Annotated in this window: 17 protein-coding genes; 11 read left to right on the forward strand and 6 right to left on the reverse strand. The window is 41.1% G+C overall.

Features of this window, described 5'->3' with window-relative positions:
• Positions 1-155: 155 nt before the first annotated feature.
• Positions 156-818 carry a response regulator transcription factor gene (locus tag PSR9079_RS13995; RefSeq protein WP_145235355.1) on the forward strand — a complete coding sequence of 221 codons (663 nt, stop codon included), beginning with the start codon at positions 156-158 and terminating at the stop codon, positions 816-818.
• Here PSR9079_RS13995 and PSR9079_RS14000 read toward each other — a convergent pair.
• On the reverse strand, positions 815-4,354 hold the full coding sequence (locus PSR9079_RS14000) for a hybrid sensor histidine kinase/response regulator (RefSeq protein ID WP_149982119.1): 3,540 nt from the start codon (positions 4,352-4,354) through the stop codon (positions 815-817). The two genes, PSR9079_RS13995 and PSR9079_RS14000, sit on opposite strands and share 4 nt — an antisense overlap.
• A gap of 181 nt (positions 4,355-4,535) precedes the next feature.
• Here PSR9079_RS14000 and PSR9079_RS14005 point away from each other — a divergent pair, with 181 nt between their 5' ends.
• The 9 genes from PSR9079_RS14005 to PSR9079_RS14045 all read left to right on the forward strand — a co-directional run bounded on the left by PSR9079_RS14005 (position 4,536) and on the right by PSR9079_RS14045 (position 14,575).
• Positions 4,536-5,576, forward strand: a complete 1,041-nt coding sequence (locus PSR9079_RS14005) for a DcaP family trimeric outer membrane transporter (protein ID WP_149982120.1) — start codon at positions 4,536-4,538, stop codon at positions 5,574-5,576.
• Positions 5,577-5,716: 140 nt separating this feature from the next.
• Positions 5,717-6,523, forward strand: coding sequence for an ABC transporter ATP-binding protein (locus PSR9079_RS14010; protein WP_149982121.1), 807 nt, complete (start codon positions 5,717-5,719; stop codon positions 6,521-6,523).
• Positions 6,523-8,484: a long-chain fatty acid--CoA ligase gene (locus PSR9079_RS14015; RefSeq protein WP_145235344.1), complete on the forward strand. Its 1,962-nt coding sequence runs from the start codon at positions 6,523-6,525 to the stop codon at positions 8,482-8,484. Before PSR9079_RS14010 ends, PSR9079_RS14015 begins: the two co-directional genes overlap by 1 nt.
• Complete coding sequence (locus PSR9079_RS14020; protein ID WP_145235342.1) at positions 8,481-9,374, forward strand: branched-chain amino acid ABC transporter permease; 894 nt, start codon at positions 8,481-8,483, stop codon at positions 9,372-9,374. Before PSR9079_RS14015 ends, PSR9079_RS14020 begins: the two co-directional genes overlap by 4 nt.
• A gap of 68 nt (positions 9,375-9,442) precedes the next feature.
• A complete protein-coding gene (locus PSR9079_RS14025; protein WP_149982122.1) occupies positions 9,443-10,516 on the forward strand; it encodes a branched-chain amino acid ABC transporter permease in 1,074 nt (357 codons plus the stop codon).
• 96 nt (positions 10,517-10,612) lie between these two features.
• Positions 10,613-11,863, forward strand: a complete 1,251-nt coding sequence (locus tag PSR9079_RS14030) for an ABC transporter substrate-binding protein (protein WP_145235338.1) — start codon at positions 10,613-10,615, stop codon at positions 11,861-11,863.
• An 82-nt stretch (positions 11,864-11,945) separates the two neighbouring features.
• Positions 11,946-12,767, forward strand: coding sequence for an ABC transporter ATP-binding protein (locus tag PSR9079_RS14035; RefSeq protein WP_145235336.1), 822 nt, complete (start codon positions 11,946-11,948; stop codon positions 12,765-12,767).
• Between the two features lie 45 nt (positions 12,768-12,812).
• Positions 12,813-14,060, forward strand: coding sequence for a phenylacetate--CoA ligase family protein (locus PSR9079_RS14040; protein WP_149982123.1), 1,248 nt, complete (start codon positions 12,813-12,815; stop codon positions 14,058-14,060).
• A gap of 23 nt (positions 14,061-14,083) precedes the next feature.
• Positions 14,084-14,575 (forward strand): PaaI family thioesterase, encoded by a 492-nt coding sequence (locus tag PSR9079_RS14045; RefSeq protein WP_149982124.1) that lies wholly within the window; start codon positions 14,084-14,086, stop codon positions 14,573-14,575.
• A gap of 48 nt (positions 14,576-14,623) precedes the next feature.
• On the opposite strand, the gene PSR9079_RS14050 is transcribed toward PSR9079_RS14045, so the two are convergent.
• The 5 genes from PSR9079_RS14050 to PSR9079_RS14070 form a co-directional block, all read right to left on the reverse strand.
• Positions 14,624-14,884: a hypothetical protein gene (locus PSR9079_RS14050; protein ID WP_149982125.1), complete on the reverse strand. Its 261-nt coding sequence runs from the start codon at positions 14,882-14,884 to the stop codon at positions 14,624-14,626.
• A 184-nt stretch (positions 14,885-15,068) separates the two neighbouring features.
• Positions 15,069-15,692: a 3'-5' exonuclease gene (locus PSR9079_RS14055; RefSeq protein ID WP_149982126.1), complete on the reverse strand. Its 624-nt coding sequence runs from the start codon at positions 15,690-15,692 to the stop codon at positions 15,069-15,071.
• A 35-nt stretch (positions 15,693-15,727) separates the two neighbouring features.
• The gene (locus tag PSR9079_RS14060; RefSeq protein ID WP_149982127.1) at positions 15,728-17,566 is read right to left on the reverse strand and encodes a DUF294 nucleotidyltransferase-like domain-containing protein; all 1,839 of its coding nucleotides are present in this window, start codon (positions 17,564-17,566) and stop codon (positions 15,728-15,730) included.
• A gap of 119 nt (positions 17,567-17,685) precedes the next feature.
• A complete protein-coding gene (locus PSR9079_RS14065) occupies positions 17,686-19,410 on the reverse strand; it encodes a sodium:solute symporter family protein (protein WP_149982128.1) in 1,725 nt (574 codons plus the stop codon).
• Between the two features lie 10 nt (positions 19,411-19,420).
• Positions 19,421-19,684: a DUF4212 domain-containing protein gene (locus PSR9079_RS14070; RefSeq protein WP_004586074.1), complete on the reverse strand. Its 264-nt coding sequence runs from the start codon at positions 19,682-19,684 to the stop codon at positions 19,421-19,423.
• 389 nt (positions 19,685-20,073) lie between these two features.
• Between PSR9079_RS14070 and PSR9079_RS14075 the strand changes: the two genes are divergently transcribed.
• Complete coding sequence (locus PSR9079_RS14075; RefSeq protein WP_149982129.1) at positions 20,074-23,514, forward strand: PAS domain-containing hybrid sensor histidine kinase/response regulator; 3,441 nt, start codon at positions 20,074-20,076, stop codon at positions 23,512-23,514.
• Positions 23,515-23,565: the final 51 nt, after the last annotated feature.

A 23,565-nucleotide genomic window follows, 5' to 3' on the forward strand; every position in this document is an offset into this window, starting at 1 on the left:
CGAGTGAATTTTAGTCAATTTATGCTATTTAGGTTTATTATTATTGAATTATTTTATAATAGCGTTACTTTATTCAAGACAACGAACACTATTCAATCAAAAAACAATTGATGAAACTAAAAGATCATTAATCTAAACATTAGGTTAGAAATAAAATGACAACACACACAAAAATCTTAATTGCAGATGATCACCCGCTGTTTCGACAAGCACTATTACTTATGCTGGAATCAAGCTTTAATAATGCTTGCCTACTTGAAGCCGAAACAATTCCCGAATTAGAGCACAAATTAGCAAACACCACAGATGTTGATCTGATCTTACTCGATCTTGATATTCCGGGTGCACAGGGTTTTAATACGCTGAGTAATATACGTGAGCTGTATCCTGAAATAGGGGTGATTGTAGTATCAGGTTTTGAAGAGCCTGATACTATACGCAAAGCGATGAGCCTGGGTGCAGCAGGCTTTATACCTAAATCAACTCCCGTCCCTGAGATGATAAAAGCAATAGAAGATGTGCTACAAGGCAAACTATGGACACCCACCGATGATCACAATAAAAATACGCCAGAGCAACAGCAAGCAGAAAAGTTAGCAACATTAACGCCCCAACAGCATAAAATATTACACATGTTTGCCGATGGTTTGTTAAATAAACAAATCGCCTACGAACTTAGCTTGTCTGAATCTACAATCAAAAGCCATGCCAGCACAATATACTTAAAACTTGGGGTAAAAAGTCGAACTCAAGCCGTGATTTTATTAAACGAGCAGCAACTGGCACAAGCATCTCTTTCACCTTTTCATCGCCATTAACTATTATAATTTTTTTCTAGCTGTTTAGTTAATAAAGCACTCATCAACGCCCGTAATGCGACGGGCTTGATGATTTTCCGCAAATAGCCAATATCGGCTTGCTTTGCCTGTACTTGCACTAACTCATCAGTTGTTGCGGTGATTAAAATCGCAGGTAATGGATACTGGCTGATTGCTCGAATACGCTTGATTAATTCAATGCCATTACAGCCATCAAGATGCTCCGAGTGAGGCTTTTGCTCCTGTCGCTCAGAGTAGTCTACTGTTACAATATGCAAAGGGTTAGCGGGGAACATTGGTTCAGCACTAAGTTGATAATCAACTAAGAGAATATCAATTTCATCTTCATGTGTTTTATAAAGTGCAGACGCCTCAGCTGCGGTTGTCGCGGTAAATACACGACATTTCCAGGCTGTTAAAAGCTCGGTCATACCTGCAATAACATCTTTTTCGTTATCAATACATAGCACCCCAACTCCTTGCAAAGTCATATTCTTAGGGGCAAGTGTCGGCTTTGTTTGCTGTACACGGTTTACAATCGGTACTTCAACGCTAAACAAGCAGCCATGCTCAGGCTCTGATACCAAGCCAACCTTATGCTCAAGAATATTAGCCAGGCTTTGTGCAATATTTAAACCCAACCCCAAGCCTTTAGGGCCAATCATTTGCGTCGATAATTGTGTAAATTGTTCAAATACTTCTTGCTGCTTATCTTCGGGGATGCCAGGTCCGTTATCAATCACTTGAATACTTAAGTAATTGCCCTTACGACGACAACCCAGCAATACTTTACCGTTATTTGCATAGCGAAATGCATTACTTAAAAAGTTTTGCACAATCCGCGTTAGCAAAGTTAGATCTGTGCGGATAAATAATTGACTTGAGTGACAGCGAAAATCAATTTTATAATCTTTACTCAAGGCAGAAAACTCCGAATGCAACATACTAAATACCCGCTCCAGTGCAATGTCATTGAAAACAGGGGTGATATTGCCACTTTCAATCCGCGCAATTTCATTTAAATCAAGTAATAGGTTATTTGCTATCTCTAACGAATTATCAATTTTCTTAATTTGCTCACGCTCTTGTATTGACACTCTAGGGCTCAAACATACCGCAGAAGAAAACAACCGAGCAGCCGACAATGGTTGCAAAAGATCATGACTACAGGCTCTTAAATATTGACTCTTTTTCAAATGAGCCTGCTCTGCTTTTAACCTTGCATCAGCGAGTTCTCGATTGGCTTTTTCAAGCTCTAAGTTTGCTAGTTCTAATTCTGTCGTGCGCGCAAGAACACGACTTTCAAGATCGGTGTTTTCTTCTTTTAAATAATTTTCTGCTCGGCGAAACTCCGTAATATCTGAGAAAATCATCACAAATCCTCCACCAGGTATTGGGTTCCCTTCAATTAACAGCACCTTACCATTGGCTAACTTTCGCTCTGATTTATGCTTACTACCGGCTTTTAAGTACTCAAGACGTTTATTAACCTGCCCCTCAATATTATGTATATAGCGATTTTGATTGCTAAGGTTGAAGCGGATCAACTGGCTAATTGGGCAACCAATATAGATTAAATTTTTAGGGTAATTAAAAATATCTAGATACTGCTTATTCCATGCTACTAAATTCAAATTAGCATCTATCACAGAGATCCCTTCACTGGTATTTTCAATCGCTCCTTGCAATACTGAACGACTAAATTCAAGTTGTTGAGTAGAGTTATCCTCAACAATTTTAGCAACTTGATCAAATGCGATATCACGCCCAGCCAAAGCAAAAGAAATCACCAATTTGGCTGATGCCGAGCCCATTACACTCGCTAATGTCTGCTCTGCATGCAGTAATAAAGCCTCATTATAGGTTTTATGCTTTTTAATTTTATTTGATTGATTAAATTCAGCAAAGCACTCGGCTGCTTTGTCTTGACCAATAAAGCGAGCAATTAACAGCTCGAGTTCCTGACGATCTATTTTTGGTTGTTTAGGCAGATGTGAATCTTGTTTATTATCGGTTTCATAGAAATATTTACTCTGCATTTCTTCGCGAATATTTTGCCGAGTAAGCTGTGAAACAATAAACAGCACAATAAGGTTAATAGCCAAGCCAAACAAGGTAGCCACCGTTGTAGCAGGCCAATTTGTATTGCTTAACGGGTGTGCATAAAACCCAAGCTGTGGTAATAAATTAAACAGTGCCCAAATAGAGAAACCACAAAACATGCCCCAAAAAACGCCCTTTTGAGTCGCTCTTCGCCAAAAAAAAGCAGCAACCAATGCAGGCCCTATTTGCGCAATCGCGCCAAACGCAACCTCACCAAGTGATGCCAGCGTATCAGGTGGAGAAACTAATAACATACAATAACTAAGCGCAATAACTACAACGACTAAGATTTTACGGATCAATAATAATCGGGATTGAAAGTGTAAAAAGTCATGGTGCTTACGAGGCGCTAATTTAAAAATTAACGGAAAAACAATTTCGTTACTGAGCATAGTACTCAATGCAATGGTCGATACAATCACCATTGAACTTGCCGCAGAAACCGCCCCTAAAAACGCAAATAACGACAGCCACTGTTGGCCGTTGTAGGCGGGCAAAAATAAAACATAAGCATCAGGGTCTAAAGACTGGCCATAATTTAATGTGCCAGCAAGGCCTATGGGACCTGCAAAAAAAGCGAATACCAAAATATAAAGAGGTAATAACCAGCGCGCTAAATTACTGGTTTTTTGTTCTTTAATCTCAACAAACATAACTTGAAATTGCCTTGGTAAACATAAAAAAGCCGACATAACGATGATCAATAAACCCACCATACCTACTAGGTTATAGCTTTCAAACTGCTGCGATAAGGACACGTAATCTTGTGACTTTTGCCAAATATCAGCGGGGGAATCATAAATAACAAATGATACAAATAAGCCAACAAGTAAAAAAGCGATCAGTTTAACTAACGATTCAAAGGCAATCGCTATCATGACGCCGGGATGACGCTCTGTTACATCGATAGTTCGAATGCCAAAGATAATGGTGAATCCAGCTAAAATCAGGCTAACGATTAAACCTAATTGCCAAATCGGAAAATCTTGGCTTTGCTGTAAAATTTTATAAGAGTAAACAATCGCTTTAAGCTGCAAAGCAATATAAGGCAAGGTGCCAATCATGGCCACTAACGTTACCAACAAGGCTAAGCTTTGTGATTTACCAAACCGAGCCGAAAGTAAATCAGCAATGGAAGTACTTTTGAGTTTGAGGCAGGTTTTTATGATCCGCTGAATAAAAGGCCAAGCAAATATAAATAATAAAATAGGGGCTAAATAAACCGAAATATAAGAAAAAGAGCTATTTGCCGCCTGCGCTGAAGTACCTAGAAACCCCCAAGACGTACAGTAAACCCCTAATGATAAGGCATAAATAATAGCATGCTGTTTGGCAACTAGCTTATGTCGATACTTGCCCCCAAGGTGGGCAATTAGAAATAACAAACTAATGTAACCAATACTTACACTAACCAACAACCAATTAGAAAACATCGCGCTCTTCTTTGTATCAAATTGTATTTATTATTATTTTCAATGCTTACTTTGCCCGTAAAACACAGCATATAACATTGGACTAAAGGACTAAGCGCAAGGTACTAGCCCTTATTTACAATTGTTGATTTTTTCGACTCACCTAGTATGAATCACACATAATAACAAAGGAATTTGGTCGATGTTCAACACACAATATAAAAAATTACTGCTTACATCTGCTTTTCTTACTGCCAGTACATCCGCACTGGCAGGCTACGAGATCAACATAACTGAAAACGATAAATTAACCTTCGGTGGCTACATTAAAATTGATGCACGATACGTTGACGGTGACATTGCCTATCGTGATTACTGGATTGGTGATGGCATTGCTTTAGAAGAAGACGCATCCCAGTTTCGTATCTTTGCTAACGAAACCCGTTTCAATACTAAATACCAACACGGCGAGATAACAGGCTTCATCGAAATGGATTTTTGGGGCGGCGGCGGTAATGAAATTGTCTCTAACTCAGCTAACCCGCGCATCCGACATGCTTTTATAAACTACAAAGATCTCACTGTTGGCCAAACTTGGTCAACCTTTATGAATACTAGCGCAATTCCTGAAACTGCCGATTTTGCTGGCGCAACAACAGGTCTAGTATTTATTCGTCAAGGACAAGTACGTTATAACATGGGCAACTTCCAAGTATCCATTGAAAATCCTGAGAGCTGGGGGGGCGATACCGCAAACGATAATATTCCTGATTTAATCGCACGCTATAACATCAAAGGTGATTGGGGCAATGTCTCTATTTCTGGCTTAGCACGGCAATTACATACCTTATCAGGTAACACTGAAAGCGCCTTTGGCGCATCTGTTGCGGCACGAATTAAAACAACAGGAAAAGATGACTTACGCCTACAAATTCATAAAGGTGATTTAGGCCGCTATGTAGGGGCTGCGGCTGTTAAAGATCTCTATGGTGAAGAAGTTGAAGATATTACCTCTGTATTAGTTGCCTATCGTCATTTTTGGAATGATTCACTGCGTTCAAGCGTGCTGTACGGCAAAGTTGATGGAGATGTATCCAATCGTGAGTGTACGCAATGGGGTATAAACCTCTTTCAAAACTTAACTAAAGAACTCGAAGTGGGTATTGAAGTCGGTAACTTTTCAATTGATGAGTTAGATAAAGATTCAAATTACCTACAAGCCACAATGAGATACATCCTCTAGCTGACAGAACACTTTCTAATGTTTGTTGTGTGTAATAACGACCCCAACCGTTAATACATTTTAAAGAGGGTTCACCCCCTCTTATTTTTCAACGCATTCGTTATTCATTTTTATTCTCAGTTAAATTTAGGAGTATGAGTATGACAACATCGATACTCAATATAGAGCAAATATCGCTAGCCTTTGGTGGTGTTAAAGCCTTAACAGATGTTAGTTTTTCGGTGACTAAAGGCTCTGTATTTTCAATTATTGGCCCAAATGGGGCTGGTAAAACATCAATGCTCAATTGCATTTCTGGCCGCTATCAACCTAACAGTGGAAAAATCACCTTTGCAGATCAAGATGTTACCCACTTAAAACCCAATGACCGCGCAGACTTAGGTATGGGCCGTACTTTTCAAAACTTAGCCTTATTTGGCCATATGTCAGTGCTCGATAATATTATGGTTGGTCGCCATCACTTATTAAAAAACAATTGGTTAACAGGGCCGTTATATTGGGCTTCTGGGGCGCAAAAAGAAGAACTCGCTCACCGAAGAAAAGTAGAAGAAGTGATCGACTTCCTTGAGATCTCTCATATCAGAAAATCCATCGCTGGCACCTTGTCTTACGGGCTTCGTAAACGCGTTGAATTAGCTCGTGCAATGGCTCTAAACCCAAAACTGATTTTACTTGACGAACCAATGGCTGGAATGAATCTGGAAGAAAAAGAAGACATGGCCAGATACATCCTCGATTTAAATGAAGAATTCGGTATTACGGTCGTTATGATTGAACATGATATGGGAGTTGTAATGGATATTTCTCATGAAGTTATGGTGCTGGATTTTGGTAAAAAATTAATTTCTGGTTTACCACACGAAGTCATGGCTGACCCCTATGTTAAACGTGCCTACCTTGGTCTTGAAGACGACGCAGAGCCAGACACCTTAGAGGAGGTAAGCTAATGACTAGCCAAATCAATCAAGATTTTGAGATGGGTGAACTGAATACCTTCCCCAAAATTCTACAACACAATGCCACGCATTGGCCTGATATGGTGGCGATGCGAGAAAAAGAGTTTGGTATTTGGAACGAGTTCAGCTGGGCCGAATATAACAATAAAGTAAAGTGGTTGTCGCTCGCGTTGAGTAACAAAGGCGTGAATACAGATGATACCATTGCCTTACTTGGTGATAACCGCCCAGAATGGATATGGGGCGAAATTGCTGCTCACGCTTTACGTTGCCATTCATTAGGTATTTATCAAGATTCAATGCATGACGAAGTAATCTATTTACTCGCTAGCAGTGGCGCAACCGTTGTGATTGCTGAAAACGAAGAGCAATGCGATAAATTACTTGATTTAGGTGATGGCATAGAGCAAGTAAAATTCATTGTTTATTGCGACCCAAGAGGTATGCGCAAATACAACGACTCGCGACTTATAGATATCAATACCCTATACACACTGGGCCAAGAACTCGAACAAGCATACCCTGATCGTTATCAAGCCATGATAGATGCCTCAGCCCCTGACGACATTGCTATTTACTGCACCACTTCAGGTACCACATCAAAACCCAAAATTGCCCTACTCAATGGTGGCAATTTTATTAAGCACTGTAGTTCATATTTACGTGCTGACCCGCGTCAAGCTGGCGACAACTATGTATCTGTATTGCCCTTACCTTGGATCATGGAGCAAGTCTATGCAATTGGCCAAGCACTGATCGCCCGTCAAATTGTAAATTTTGTTGAAGAACAAGAAACACTCATGGCTGACCTACGAGAAATTGGCCCCAGCTTTGTACTATTAGCACCACGGGTATGGGAAGGCATTTTAGCTGACGTACAAACCCGTATGATGGATTCAACACCTTTTAAAAGAAAGCTATTTAATTTTGCCATGAAGCTGGCTGAGCAAAGCCAAGTAACAGGCAAAAAATCATGGCTAGCTGAAATTCTACTGCTAAAAGCACTTCGTGATCGACTCGGTTTTTCATTCTTAAAATCGGCTGCCACCGGCGGAGCTGCGATGGGGCCTGACACCTTTAAGTTTTTCCAAACCATTGGTGTGCCTTTACGCCAACTCTACGGCCAAACAGAAATGTGCGGAGCTTACACCATCCATCATGAAGCCGATGTTGACTACGACAGTGTTGGCGTCGCGTTTGATAATGCACAAATTAAAGTCATTAATCCCGATAAAGCCGGTATTGGCGAAGTTATTGCTAAAACAGTCGGAATGTTTAGTGGCTACCTTAATAATCAACAAGCCTATGATGAAGACGTGATTGACGGCTGGATGCAAACAGGTGATGCCGGTTACTTTAAACCGTCTGGCCATTTAGTGGTGATTGATCGGATCAAAGATCTCGCTTGCACCAGCGACGGCGCACAATATTCTCCTCAATATATAGAAAACAAACTTAAGTTTTCTTCATTTATTGGCGAAGCCGTTATTTTAGGTAAAGCAAAGCCTTATCTATCAGCCATCATTTGTATTCGTTTTAGTATTGTTGCGAAATGGGCTGAGCAACAAGGGCTGTCGTTTACCAACTACACCAACTTATCAACCCTGCCTGAAGTGTACGAAAAAATTGGCGAAGAAATAATGCGCGTCAATGAGTCACTTCCTGAATCACAAAAAATCCATAAATTTTTATTACTTTACAAAGAACTTGATGCCGATGATGGCGAATTAACACGAACCCGTAAAGTTCGCCGTAGTGTTATTGCGGATAAATATGGCGACATTATTTCATCCATTTATGACAACAAGGAAAATGTTGATATTGATACCATGGTGGTATTTCAAGATGGTACTAAAACCCGTATTCAAACCCAGCTTAAAGTCACTTCGCTGATCGAAACAGCCTGCACGGCTGCTGATAACACTATCAACATAACACGGAGAGTCTCATGAATTTTGAATTGCTAATTCAACTAATCGTCAATGGTTTAATTGTCGGCTTACTCTATGGCGTCGTTGGGATGTGCTTTGTATTAGTGTACAAATCAACGCAAATTGTAAACTTTGCCCAAGGTGAGTTTTTATTAGTGGGTGCCTGGGTATGCTGGGCAGTACTGATTTATTTAGAGCTGCCTTTTGTAGTGGGCTTTTTACTGACAATGGCCTTTATGGCAATCTTTGGTGTGCTGCTGCAAATGATTGTTTTACGCCCGATGATAGGTGAACCTATTATCTCAGTGATCATGATCACCATTGGCTTATCAATCTTTTTTCAAGCCTTGATGAAATGGATTTTTGGTGTTTCAGCGCAAAGTTACCCGCAAGTATTTACCACTAATAGCATCCAAATATTTGGCTTGAACATTGAAGCCGCTTACTTAATGAGCACCGTAATCGCCTTAATAATTATGGTTGCCTTCTATCTATTCTTTAAACATTCAAAATACGGTTTAGCAATGCGAGCCACAGCCTTTGATCAACAGATTGCACAAAGCTTAGGTATTTCGGTAAAACAAGTTTTTGCTATGAGCTGGGGTATTGCTGCTACGGTTTCAGCCACAGCTGGAATTGTTATTGGCATGGTAAACGGGGTTTCAAATTCACTGTCATTAATTGGTATCAAAGTTTTCCCTGCAGTTATTCTTGGCGGTTTAGATTCTATCATCGGCGCAATTGTCGGTGGTTTGATCATTGGTGTATTAGAGAATGTCGCTGAGTTTTTCGACAGCCAATATCTGCATGTTGGCAATATGTATGACATCGCACCATTTTACGTGTTGCTCGTCATCCTTTGGTTCAAACCATACGGTTTGTTCGGCACAAAAGATATTGAACGTATTTAAACAAGCCGATTTAGGTGCATCAATAGCGCCTAACAAGTGCAGATAAAGGTAAATTTTAGGAGTTTATTATGTCGAGTTTAACCATGAGACCCTGCGGCGATTTCCGCACCAGTTATAAACAAGATAATACAATTTTTGAAACAACAACCATCAAAAATGTGGCAATTTTCGCAATTGCCCTATTATGTGCAGCGCCATACTTAGTCGATGCATATTACTTAACCCTATTTATTCAAATTTCATATTTAGGGATAGCCGCACTAGGGCTCAATATTTTGGTCGGTTACACCGGACAAATTTCATTAGGTCATGGCGCATTTTTTGGCTTTGGTGCTTTTGCATCAGCATGGCTCAATATCTCCTTTGGTATTCCTGTATTGCTGTGTATTCCACTGGCTGGTTTTTTAACAATGGCTGTAGGCATGATGTTTGGTTTACCGGCCTCAAGAATTAAAGGCTTGTACTTAGCTATAGCCACACTGGCTGCGCAGTTTATTTTAGAAGACTTCTTTGCCCGTGCTGACTGGTTTTCTGGTGGTTCTGCCGGCTCATCTGCCGACCCAATTAGTATATTTGGCTTTGTTTTTAATAGCGATGAAAGCTTCTTTTATATCGCCTTAGCAGCCTTAGTTATTATGTATATTTGGGGCTGTAATCTGATGCGCAGTCGTGATGGTCGCGCCTTTGTTGCAGTACGTGACCATTATCTATCAGCTGAGATCATGGGCATCAAGCTCAATAAATATCGCTTACTCTCTTTTGGTATATCGTCTTTTTATGCCGGTATTGGCGGTGCCTTATATGCCCATTACTTAGGCTATGTTTCTGCCGAAGGCTTCACCTTATTTATGTCGATTCAATTTTTAGCCATGATCATCATCGGCGGCTTGGGTTCAATTAAAGGCACCTTAATGGGTGTGGTATTTATGGTGTTTTTACCTGAAGTGCTCGAAAGCGGCGTTGGTTTAATGAAGATGACCGACTGGGGCAATATTCCTATGGTGGTTGATGGCCTGGCCTATATCAAAGAAATGGCCATTGGCTTAGTGATTATCTTATTCCTTATTTTTGAGCCGCAAGGCATGGCACACCGCTGGGCACAAATTAAAAACTATTGGAAGTTTTACCCGTTCTCGTACTAATCAATAGACACTAACTTAAGCATATACAACACACATGAGCATCATTAATGCGTAAATAATTGGCAATCTAGCCATAAAAAGAAAAAGGAAATAGTTATGCACAATCATAAGGCAAAATTAACGTCTCTATTAATAGTAAGCGCGCTGTGCACCAGCCAACAAACATTCGCTGAAGACTCAGTCTTTGTTGGTCATCTAGCTGATATGAGTGGCCCGACAGCTTTTGTTGGTAAAAATTACGCTGACGGCGTGCGTGATTCCCTAGCTTACATTAACGAAAATGGTGGCATCAATGGCACTAAACTCGAATATGAAACAATTGATTACGCTTACAAAGTGCCGCAAGCGATTGCCGCTTATAAAAAGTGGCATTCGCGTAAAAACATGGTTGCCATGCAAGGCTGGGGCACCGCTGATACCGAAGCACTGATCTCATTTGTAGCCAAAGATAAACTACCAGTATTTTCAGCGTCTTACTCTGGCCACTTAACGGATCCTATGGGTAAAAACCCACATACAAAGAAACCAGCTCCTTATAACTTTTTTTACGGCGCATCCTATTCAGATGCGTGCCGCGGTTTAGTCCAGTGGGCAGCTGAGGACTGGCAAAAAAAGGGGGGCAAAGGCAAACCTAAGTTTACTCATATTGGTGCAAATCACCCCTTCCCTAATGCACCGAAAGAAGCCTGTGCAGAGTACGCCACCGAATTAGGCTTTGATGTACAACCTGCGGTTGTTATTTCGATGAAACCAGGTGATTTTAAAGCGCAATGTTTAAGCTTAAAAAGCTCAGGCTCAAATTACGGATATATAGGCAATCTAGGTGGTTCAGTATTGTCTTTAGTTAAATCATGTAACACCGTTGGTACCGATATTCAGTTTATGTCGAATATATGGGGGGGCGATAAAAAAATATTCCAAGCTGCGGGCGAAGGCATTAAAGATTATGTATTTCCAGCTATGACGCCGTTTTGGACTGATCAAGTACCTGGCATGAAACTCGTTAGGGAGATTTCAAAACAATCAGACCCTTCAGGCCAAGAAGAGCGTGTTCATCATTACATTCGTGGCGTGTGCTCAACATTCTTTATGAAAGAGGCTATGGAATGGGCAAAAGATAACGGCGGAATAACCGGTGAAAATATTAAAAAAGCCATGTATGCCCGTAAAGATTGGGTACCAGCAGGACTTGAAGGCGTATGCCTTGCGGGCAACTGGAGTGAACAAGATCACCGTGGCACTAACCAAGTTTACATTTACAAAGGCAACTATAACGAAGGCAATGTCGTCGTTGAAGAGTTATCACTGGTAACCATTGAGCGCCGTGATGCGTGGTTAGGTTTTTAATAGCTCGTTAAACATAGCAGCGGATGAAGCATCTCGTTATTTTCATCCGCTGATAAATTATTAATTTTTCACGGAGTTAGCTATGTCACAAGCAGCTATAAAAATACAACCTGCATCACCAATTCTAAGCGTTAACAATATTGAAGTTGTTTACGATGAAGTCATCCAAGTTTTACGTGGTGTTAGTTTAGATGTGCCAGAGGGTGAAATAGTCACCCTACTTGGGCCAAATGGCGCAGGAAAATCAACCACATTAAAAGCCATTTCTGGCTTATTAAAAACTGAAAATGGCGAAGTCACTAAAGGCGACATTACCTTTATGGGCGAACGAATAGACAATAAAAATGCCGAAGATGTGGTGCGCAGTGGATTGTTTCAGGTTATGGAAGGGCGTCGTATCATCGAAGATATGACCTCTCTAGAAAACTTAAAACTCGGCGCCTTTACCCGCAAAGACGCACAAATAAATCAAGACATTGAAATGGTGTACCACTATTTCCCTCGCTTAAAAGAACGCACAGGCTTAGCTGGATATTTATCAGGTGGCGAACAACAAATGCTGGCAATTGGCCGTGCATTAATGGCACGTCCAAAGATGATTTGCCTCGATGAGCCATCGATGGGGTTATCGCCATTATTGGTTAAAGAAGTGTTCGGAATCATAAAAAAGATTAACCAAGATCAAGGTATTACTATGCTGTTGGTAGAACAAAATGCCAACTATGCACTGAGAGCGGCTAATTATGGTTACATCATTGAATCAGGGAAAGTTGTATTAGATGGCACACAAGAGCAGCTTTTAAACAACGAAGATGTAAAAGAGTTTTACCTCGGTGGAGGTAACGAAGAACGTAAAAGCTTTAAAGATCTTAAGTCATATAAACGTCGCAAACGCTGGTTGTAATCAACCTATCTATCTCTCTACTTTTTCTATGTTACTGGAGCTATTATGAGCCATTTTTATCATGCCAATGAACATCAACACTCTGAAACCAGAGAACAAAATTTATTGTCCCGTTTAGCTGACTTTATTACCTATGCAAAAAATAACAGCCCCTATTATCAGGCTATATTAGCGAACATTGATGCCACGAATATCACTACTCGCTCACAACTAGCGACTTTGCCGATCACCAGAAAATCTGACCTTTTAGACATACAAAAGCAACAGCCTCCGCTTGGCGGTCTCGCATCTAAAAGTGGCCATATAAATCGAATTTTTCAATCACCGGGGCCTATTTATGATCCTGAAAATTGCCAGCAAGATTGGTGGCGAATGGGCCAAGCCTTTTATGCTGCGGGGTTTAGAGCAGGTGAGTTAGTACAAAATTGTTTGTCATACCATTTGACTCCTGGCGGTTTTATTCTTGATTCAGGGGCGCGTGCGTGTGGCTGTGTGGTTATACCCGCAGGCCCAGGGCAAACAGATCAACAACTTGACGTAATAGAAGATTTACACCCGCAAGGTTATTGTGGCACTCCCTCTTTTTTAAAAATATTACTGGATAAAGCGCAGGCAACTAAACGTGACGTTAGCAGCCTCAAAAAAGCACTGGTGACTGGAGAAGCATTATCTCATGAACTGCGCGAGTTATTTAAACAACAAGGTATCAACACCTTACAGGCTTACGCAAGTGCCGATGTAGGCTTAATTGGCTATGAAACCATTGCTGACGATGGGTTAATTATCGCTGAAGATTTAATTGTCGAAATTGTGCGCCCAGGCAGCCTCACTCCAGTCGCAGATGGTGAGATTGGTGAAGTGGTTATTACAAGTTTCAATACTGATTATCCGTTAATCCGTTTTGCAACCGGTGACTTATCGGCTATCAAGCCAGGGCAAAGTGCGTGTGGTCGGACTAACATGCGCATTCAAGGTTGGTTAGGTAGAGCCGATCAAACCACGAAAATAAAAGGTATGTTTGTTCATCCTCAACAAATAGAGCGAATTAGGCTCAGTGTTAAGGGGATAAAGAAAATGCGCTTAGTGGTCAAGCTACAAGATCATCAAGACAAAATGCAGCTATTGTGTGAATACGATCAAGACCAATCAGAGCTAACTAAACTGGAACTCACCGGCGTATTGCTAGATAACTTAAAACAATACACAAAATTAAATGGCAGTGTTGAGTTGGTCGAGCTAGGCAGCTTAGCTGATGATGGCAAAGTGATTGATGATCAACGAGTCATCGGATAACCCAATTAGAACTAGGAGTTTTAATGAACAATATAGCCTTTCAAGATTATTCCCCCGATGAGCTCAGCCATTGTTATGGCTGTGGCAAAAACAATGAGCAGGGTCACCAATTAAAAAGTTATTGGTATCAGGATGAGCAAAATCAAGGCAATATCGATAAAACTATCGCCCACTTTACGCCGCAACCTTGCCATACAGCAATCCCTGGCTTTGTTTATGGTGGGCTGCTTGCGTCCCTGATTGACTGCCATGGTACAGGCAGTGCCGCTGCTATAGCTTATCGATATGCAGAGCGAGAGATGGGGACTCAACCTGCATTTCGTTTTGTTACAGGGGCTTTAAATGTTAACTTTTTAGCGCCGACTCCAATGGGGGTAGAGCTGCAGCTAATAGGTAGCTTCATTGAAGTAAAACCCAACAAAGTGATTGTCGACATCACGCTATCAGCGAACAACGTGATCTGTGTTAAAGGCAGCGTAATTGCTGTGAAAATGCCAGCGAGCTTTATCAGTTAGCATTCAAAGTTAAGAGCGAACTGCCGTGTTCGCTCTTCAATTCAAAACTTAGCGCTTACCTAGCTTTTTCAGCAGTACACTGACTGATAGCGACAAAGCCATAATCACCACACCATAAATAACTAACATACCTGACGGTGTAGCAAGTTCTATTATTTGCTCGTTTGCGCCCACGCATAAGTTTGTTTTATGATTAATAGCTCCACCACTGTCTAAACAGCGGTCAACCAATAAAAATCCATGTAGCCACCATACAACAAACAAGCTTACTAAAACGCCAGCTAAAGATGGCAGTAAATTATTTTTCATAGATAAAAAACAAACGAGAAAGTAAAATAACAGCCTCCTATAATAGCAAGCACAGTACCGGATAACCGCACTACAAAAGCCTATTTTTGAAAATAAAAATTAATACTTATGAGTTGATTTAGATGCTAATTATAGCAGTCATTCAGCTACGATAAATTACGACAATACTCAAGCTAGCATCACTTTAAACCAGCGCAACCAATTTCAATTCCTTACCGCAGCTTATTTGATGACATTGTGCCAACAACAATTCTGCGGTAGCCATGGCATCGGTAAGTGCATGATGGCAACCATAATGAGGTAGCTCATAACGCGCCCGACAAGCACCAAGGGTTAAATCATCCAAGCCGATTTCATGGCCTTGTTGGTGCAAGCGCTTTTTTTCAATCTGAAAAGTATCAATGATCAATAAAGGCTGCACATCAATATTATGTGCTTGAAATGCCTGCTTTAAAAATCCCCAATCTAAAGTCGCATTGTGAAATACCAAAATAGCGTCCGAAAAATGAGCGCTTAGCTTAGCTAAAATGGCCGCTAAGCTTTGCCCTGTTGCCACATCTTGCTGGGCAATTCCATGATAAACAGGGCTTTGCTCAAGGCGCAGTACATCTTTATTTATGGCGTGCTGAGCTTGGCTCAATTTAATGCATTGCTTTTCTATCAACACCCATGCAATCGAGACAATTTCATGCTGTTTTGGATCAAGCCCAGTCAGCTCTAAATCAATTACTATATAGCGCTGTACTAGTGCATTTTGAGCAAGTAATTGCTTACGCGCAAAATAGCGACTCAACCAACGTTTAACCACTTAGCTTGTCACCTTATTCATAGCAAAACACATATTTATAAACTTCCACGAGCAAACTTAAATGCCGCAGCTTGTTGTGCGAGCTTGAGTAAATAGAAGGCTTCTTTTAATTGATGACGTTCAAGGGAGTTTAGTTTATCTGGGTTAATACAGTTACTCGGTAGCCCTTCTTCGTTTATTTGCGTGCGCAAACGTAACTGAGTTAAAAATCGCCAGCAGTCTTTCAAATTATATACATCGTGATTACTTAACAATGAATGTTTCAGTAATGCATCTAAGCGCTCTTGGGTGTTCGCTCGGCGTATGCCTGCTTTTAACGCATATAGACGAACAATATCGTTAATGATCACCACGCCACGTTTTTTCAAATCGATGTATTTGTGCTGTTTCGCATCTTTTTCGAGTTTAAACTGATTAAATAAACCAATTGGTACTGAGTTAGATTTAATATCGGTTGCCATTGCCGCGTAAAATAATTCGTTACGAGAAATACGGGTTAGCTGCTCACAAAATGCGGTGTAAAGCGCTGTAGAGCCTTCAATAAAGCGTAAGTCAAAAAATATTTTACAGTTCAGCATAGCCTGCGGCGTTGGGCTTTTTATCCAAGCAAAAAACTTTTCACACCAATCAGATATACTCATTCTGCATAATTCACTGCTGGCCATTATGTTACCTGGACAACGCCTGATACCGCACTCGACCAACTGCTCACAAACAAACTCCCCCATCCGGCGGTAGTAATCTTGATGTTGCTCGCTTAAGTCATCAGGCAGTAATAAGCCGTTATCTTGATCAGAATGCAAGGTTTGCTCTTCACGCGCTTGAGAGCCAAAACAAATAAAACTAAAGCTAGTAGGAGCGGCACCGCACTCTTCTTGGAATAAATATATTAGTCGTGAGGTTAACGCATCAGTTAAACCACTGAGTAATTTACCTATCAACGATATATCATCAATATTATGAGAAAAGCTCCGCAATAATTTAGGTACTTCTGCCGCATAACGCTTTAAATCTGCGACACTATGAGCTTTATAAATACGGCCAATCAATTGAACGGGGTCGCTCTTTTGCTGACGTAATAAGTCAGTACTGGTGATCATGCCCAACGCTTTATGGTGTTCATCCAACACTGGTAAATGGTGAATATTATGTTTGAGCATTAAATGCAGCGCTGAAAAAACGCGGTTATTTTCAAAAATAAACTTGGGTTTGACACTCATGATAGTGCTAACCGCTTGTTTGGGATCGATTTCATCGGCTAATACCCGGTTGCGTAAATCGCGATCTGTAACCACACCAACCAAGCGTTCAAATTCTGTCACCATAATCGACGAAACGCCGTGCTCTTTCATTTTTTTAGCTGCTTGGCGAATACTTGCATCAGGCGACAAAGTGACCGCTTTACGTGACATCAGTTCAGATATCTTACGTTCAGACCAACTATCGTTTTGGCTTTTATAATGTGAAGAAAGCAGCCGATTTGCATGCGCGCGAACAAAATACTGCTCAAACGTTTTATATTCACGGCGTAAGTAGTCGAAAGCATCTTGGTTGAGCATATAAACTATGCCCTCTTTTTGCACTTCTAAACGGTTTTGAATTGCCTCGCCGGTCAGCAGTGAAGGAAAGCCAAAATAATCGCCTTGTGCTAAACGAGTGATCACATCGCCTTTTGCATCCACTAAGTCATACAAACCAGAGCGAATTAAAAACAGCTTAGGTGAGGCTGATTGCAGCCATTGCGTTTGGTTTTCACGGGTTAGATAAATAACATCGAGATGTTTTATAAAGTAATCTGTTGCGCTGCTATCAAGGTCGCTAAATGGCATTTGTGCTAGCACAAACTGGGCGACTTCCTGTTGCTCATTATTCATTTGTCTACTCGCAAAAAACAATCGTACGATCACTGTACTGCTATCAACGGTAAATAAAAAGCCCGACTTAAGTCGGGCTTTTGGATCTATCAATATTAATTAATAGAGTATCAGCGTTGTTAGTGAGCGTGAGCTTCACTAGACCCTTTAGGATTACGAATGCCTTCAACCATTTCTTGAATTTCAAGCGGTGTATCAGCGGTAAACTTAACCACGATTGCAGCAACTGCAAAGTTAATAAGCATACCAACTAGACCAATACCTTCTGGTGAAATACCTAAGAACCAATGCTCAGGGCTATTTAGTTCTGGGCTGATGAACTTGAAGAAGATGATATATGCCGCAGTAAAGGTAATACCTGTAACCATACCTAGAACCGCACCTTCTTTATTCATCTTCTTAGAGAAGATACCCATAATGATCGCCGGGAAGAAACTTGCTGCGGCCAAGCCGAATGCAAATGCCACCACCGACGCCACGAATCCAGGCGGATTAATACCAAAGTAAGCGGAGATAACAATCGCAACCATGGCTGCCAACCTCGCTGCGAGTAACTCTTGTTTATCGCTAATGTCTGGTTTTAAGGTCCGCTTAAGTAAATCATGCGATACCGAAGTCGAAATAACTAACAGTAACCCTGCTGTTGTTGATAGTGCCGCAGCAATACCACCGGCGGCCACAAGTGCCACGACCCATGCTGGTAAGTTAGCAATTTCAGGGTTAGCAAGTACCATGATGTCGCGGTCAACGTTAACTTCGTTAGCGCTGTTTGGATCATCAATTTTACCTGCTGTGTAGAACATTTTGCCATCACCGTTTTTATCATTAAAAGTGATTAAGCCCGTTCTTTCCCAATTTTTTACCCATACTGGTGCTTCAGCGTATTCAGTACCACTTCCGTCTTTACCATTTATGGTATCAATCATGTTAACACGGGCAAATGCTGCAACCGCTGGTGCTGTTGTGTAAACTATCGCAATGAATACTAAAGTCCATGCCGCTGAAATACGCGTATCTTTAACGCGAGGTACAGTGAAAAAGCGTACGATTACATGAGGAAGACCGGCAGTACCCACCATTAAGGCACCAGTAATAGCAAACACATCAATCATGCTCTTAGAGCCTTCAGTGTATTGTGCAAAGCCAAGTTCAGCACTTAAACCGTCCAGTTTATCAAGTACGTATACACCATCGCTGCCAATTAATGTCGCGCCAAAGCCTGTTTGTGGGAAGAAGTGACCCGTCATCATCATAGAGATAAAGATGGCAGGAACAAGGTAAGCAAATACCAGTACACAGTACTGTGCTACTTGGGTATAAGTAATGCCCTTCATACCACCGAGTACCGCATAGAAGAAGACAATAACCATACCAATGTAAACACCCGTTTCAATTTCAACTTCTAAGAAACGTGAGAATACAACGCCTACACCACGCATTTGCCCTGCAATGTACGTAAAACAAATGAAGATGGCACATAAGATTGCCACTAAACGCGCGGTGCGTGAATAGTAACGGTCGCCGATAAAGTCTGGCACAGTAAACTTGCCGAATTTACGTAAGTAAGGTGCTAAACACATAGCAAGTAGTACATAACCACCGGTCCACCCCATTAAGTAAACGCCGCCATCATACCCTGCAAAAGAGATGATACCCGCCATTGAGATAAATGACGCAGCACTCATCCAGTCAGCGGCTGTTGCCATACCATTAGCCAGAGGCGGAACACCACCACCTGCTACATAAAACTCTTTTGTTGAGCCTGCTCGGGCCCAAATTGCAATGCCGATATAAAGCGCGAAGCTCAACCCGACAATTATAAACGTGAGTGTTTGAACATCCATTGCTTAGCTCCTATTCGTCTACGCCGTATTTTTTATCTAACGTATTCATTTTGAAAACGTACACAAAAATCAAAGCCACAAAGGTGTAAATCGCGCCTTGCTGGGAGAACCAGAAGCCAAGTTTAAACCCAAAGAAACGCACTTCATTAAGTACATCAACCAGTAATATGCCAAAGCCAAACGACACGACAAACCAAACTGCTAATAATTTAAACAGCAGTGAAATGTTTTCCGCCCAATAAGCTTTTGCTTGTTCTTCATCTTTAAAAGCCATTTTTTATTTCCTCTTTAACATCTGTAAAAAGTGATGTGTTCGATTTATTCTCGGCTATAAACTTAGCAATGCCTGAACAATATTGAATTGAGACCATAGTCGTAACAACAGGTTAACGTTTACGTAAACTGTACTGAAGCGCTTGTTACAAAAAAGTAAAAAACGTTTTTTATCATAATGTTAAGTATTTCCACTCGGTGATTTTAACTATTCATCCAGGTTATATTGCACACTTGCGACATTAGTCTAATACATCAATAAAACATTAAATTTCTCATATATATCAAATAAATATGTTTATTTTCAGAATACTCACAAAAATTGACAGCTCAAAATAGTGAAAACTTCTGGTATGGTGTGCAATAACATAATAAAAATTGAATAAAAACATGACTGCTGCACTAATTTTTGTCGCTTTAGCGTACATTGGCATATTGTTTTGGCTAGCAAACTGGGGCGATAAAACCACACCGCTGGCAAAACGAATTAGCCATCACCCTTTTGTTTACTCCTTTTCGCTGGGTATTTACTGTACTTCGTGGACTTATTACGGCTCTGTTGGTACTGCAGCTACCAGCAGTTGGAGTTATTTACCCATTCTACTTGGTCCTGCACTGTTGTTTTTTTTCGGACAAGGATTTTTGCGCAAACTGGTACTAGTGAGTAAAAAACAAAATATCACCACCATAGCCGATTTTATCTCTGCCCGTTATGGTAAGCGTCAAACCACCGCCATTATGGTGACTATGATTGCGCTACTAGCAACTATTCCTTATATCGCCTTACAGTTAAAGGCACTGAGCAACAGCTTCTTACTACTACAAAGTGACAATAAAATATCGGGTTCAATGGTCGCGCTTTCTGCCACCCTGATCATGGCTATGTTCGCAATATTTTTTGGCACCCGTAAAGTTGATGTAACCGAATACCGTTCAGGATTAATGCTCGCAGTCGCATTTGAATCAATGATAAAACTACTGGCACTAGTAGCAGTGGCGGCTTTGGCGGTGTACACCTTGTATAATTTACCCAGTGCTAATGAAGGACAAATAAAAGAATCTTTATGGCAACATTGGAATAATTTTAACTTTTTAAGCTTTAACTTTATTGGCCAATCACTGATGGCCGCTGCTGCAATCATCTGTTTGCCACGACAATTTCACGTTACTGTGGTTGATAACCAAGACAAACGTCACCTATTTACCGCTCGTTGGGCATTTCCACTGTATTTACTGCTGACTGCAGCAATGATTTTACCAATAGCCACCGCAGCTATTCATCCACAGATCGGCAATAGCTTCTCTCCTGATAGTTTTGTATTGGCACTGCCATTAATGAATGACAATGCATTGCTTACCACGTTTGTGTTTATTGGCGGAATATCTGCGGCGACTGCGATGATTGTGGTTGCCACTTTGACCCTAAGTACTATGATCTCAAATGATGTGGTATTACCGCTGATGCTGCGACGTAAATTCAAACGCAACCTGATCACCAGCAGTTATAAGCCACAAATATTACTGGTAAGGCGTTTTACCATCGCCGGTATTTTGATCTTATCGTATTTTTATCAGCAATGGTTTGGTCACGGCAAAGCACTTGCCAGCATGGGATTAGTGGCATTTTCTTTGGTAACGCAATTATTACCGGCCATTGTGGGCGGCCTATACTGGCGCAAAGGTCATGCCTACGGTGTTTATGCTGGTTTATTAGCAGGATTGATTTGTTGGATATTATTTTTAATGTTACCTATTTTAGATGCAGGTAATACACTTGACACCGAACTACAACAAACCCTTATTACCCGCGGCACACTGATCGCTTTATTTGCCAATATTGGCTGTTATATTAGTTTTTCACTGGGAGCTGATGAGCGGTTAATTGATAAAATTCAAGCAGCAGCATTCGTTAATCCCAAGGAGCAAGCAGTACTTGCAAGACGTTTAAACAAAAACGTAAAAGCCACGGTATACGATTTTAAAGTACTGTTACAAACCTTTTTAGGAGTCCAGCGTAGCCAACAAGTATTGACGCATTTTTCACTAACTCACCAACTCGGAGACAATAACACTCACCCCGATCCTGAGTTTATAGCTTACTGCGAACGCGCCTTGACTGGTGTATTAGGCGCCTCTTCAGCGCAAGCTTTGATCCACACGGTAGCATCGGGCAAGCGAATGGCATTTGAAGAAGTGGTTAACTTTTTTGATGAAACAACGCAAGCACTACAGTTTAACCAAAACCTGTTGTTCACCTCTTTAGAGAATCTCAGTCATGGTATTTCAGTTGTTGATAAAGAGCTTAATCTTGTTGCGTGGAATAAGCGCTACGCAGAGATGTTTAATTACCCCGAAGGATTTTTAGAAGTAGGTCAACCGATTGAGCAAATTATTCGTTACAATGCCGAGCGCGGTGAATGTGGCCCTGGTGAAATAGAACGCCAAGTAGAAAAGCGCGTGCAACATTTAAAAAATGGTAGTTCGCATCACTTTATCCGTCACCGTCGTAACGGCCTAGTGTACGAAATGATCGGTAACCCACTGCCTGATGGCGGCTTTGTTACTAGCTTTTCAGATATTACCACTCACATTGCCACACAAAATGCACTTGAAGAAGTGAATATGGATTTGGAAAATCGTATTGAAGCGCGTACCCAAGAAATTCGAACTATCAATAAAGATCTCGAAGCACAAATAGAAAGCCGCGTACAAACAGAGCAAGCACTCACTTTAGCAAAACGAGAAGCAGAGCAAGCCAATGACAGTAAAACCCGCTTTTTAGCTTTAGCAAGTCACGATATTTTGCAACCGCTCAACGCCGCCCGTTTATACCTTGCTGCGATAGATGAAAAATCCCTCGCTGATAATAATATCAATAACTTCGAAAAGCTCGGTGCCAGCCTCGATTCAACAGTGCATTTAATGTCAGCCCTATTAGAAATTGCCAAACTTGAACAAGGTGCGATGACCCCCACCCCTCGCCATTTTAGTATTGATGATATCCTCGCACCACTGCGCAATGAATACGCCATTTTAACAAGCGAAAAAGGCCTCAAGCTCACAGTGCGCAGCGGACAGCATATTGTCCACAGTGATATCACCTATCTACGGCGAATTGTGCAGAACTTAGTATCAAATGCAGTTAAATACACCAATACGGGCAAAGTATTAGTAGCCTGTCGTAAACGCAAACATCACCTGCGCATTGAAGTGTGGGACACCGGCCCTGGCATTAGCGAGGTAGAGCAAGCAAAAATATTTAACGACTTCTACCGCGTAGAGGCCTCTGACAATAAAGGCGTTGGCCTTGGCCTTAGCGTAGTAAAACGGATGGTTGATTTACTGTCGATTCGCTTAGATGTGCGCTCAACCCCGCAAAAAGGTAGCTGCTTTAGTATTGAAGTCCCTTTTGGCGAAAGCCAATTTGTTCAGCAAAAACACATTACCAATAGCTTGTTTGAAGAGCGCTCTGCAATGAATATCGTTGCCGTTGATGACGACCCTGAAAACCTAAACGCCATGGCCAGTTTATTACAAAAGTGGCAAGCTAATTATCAGTTGTTTGATCAAGTTGAAGGCGTACTCGCATACGCAAATGAACACAGCGCACCGGATGTGATATTAATGGATTATCAGTTAGGCCATGAACACGATGGTATTACATTAATTAAAGCCCTGCGGGAAATTTGGCAAACCAATGTGCCGGCAATTTTAATCACCGCAGTACGCGACGTAGAGCTAAAACAAGCGACTAAAGCCGCTGATATTCATTATTTGTCTAAACCAATCAAGCCAGGGAAATTAAAAGCACTGCTAAACCATAGTACGTGAAGGGAAAGGCGCTAGGCAAAAGATTAGAACAGATTGGCGTTAAACAACATA

The organism is Pseudoalteromonas rhizosphaerae, assembly GCF_902498845.1.
GTDB classification, from domain to species: Bacteria; Pseudomonadota; Gammaproteobacteria; order Enterobacterales; family Alteromonadaceae; genus Pseudoalteromonas; species Pseudoalteromonas rhizosphaerae.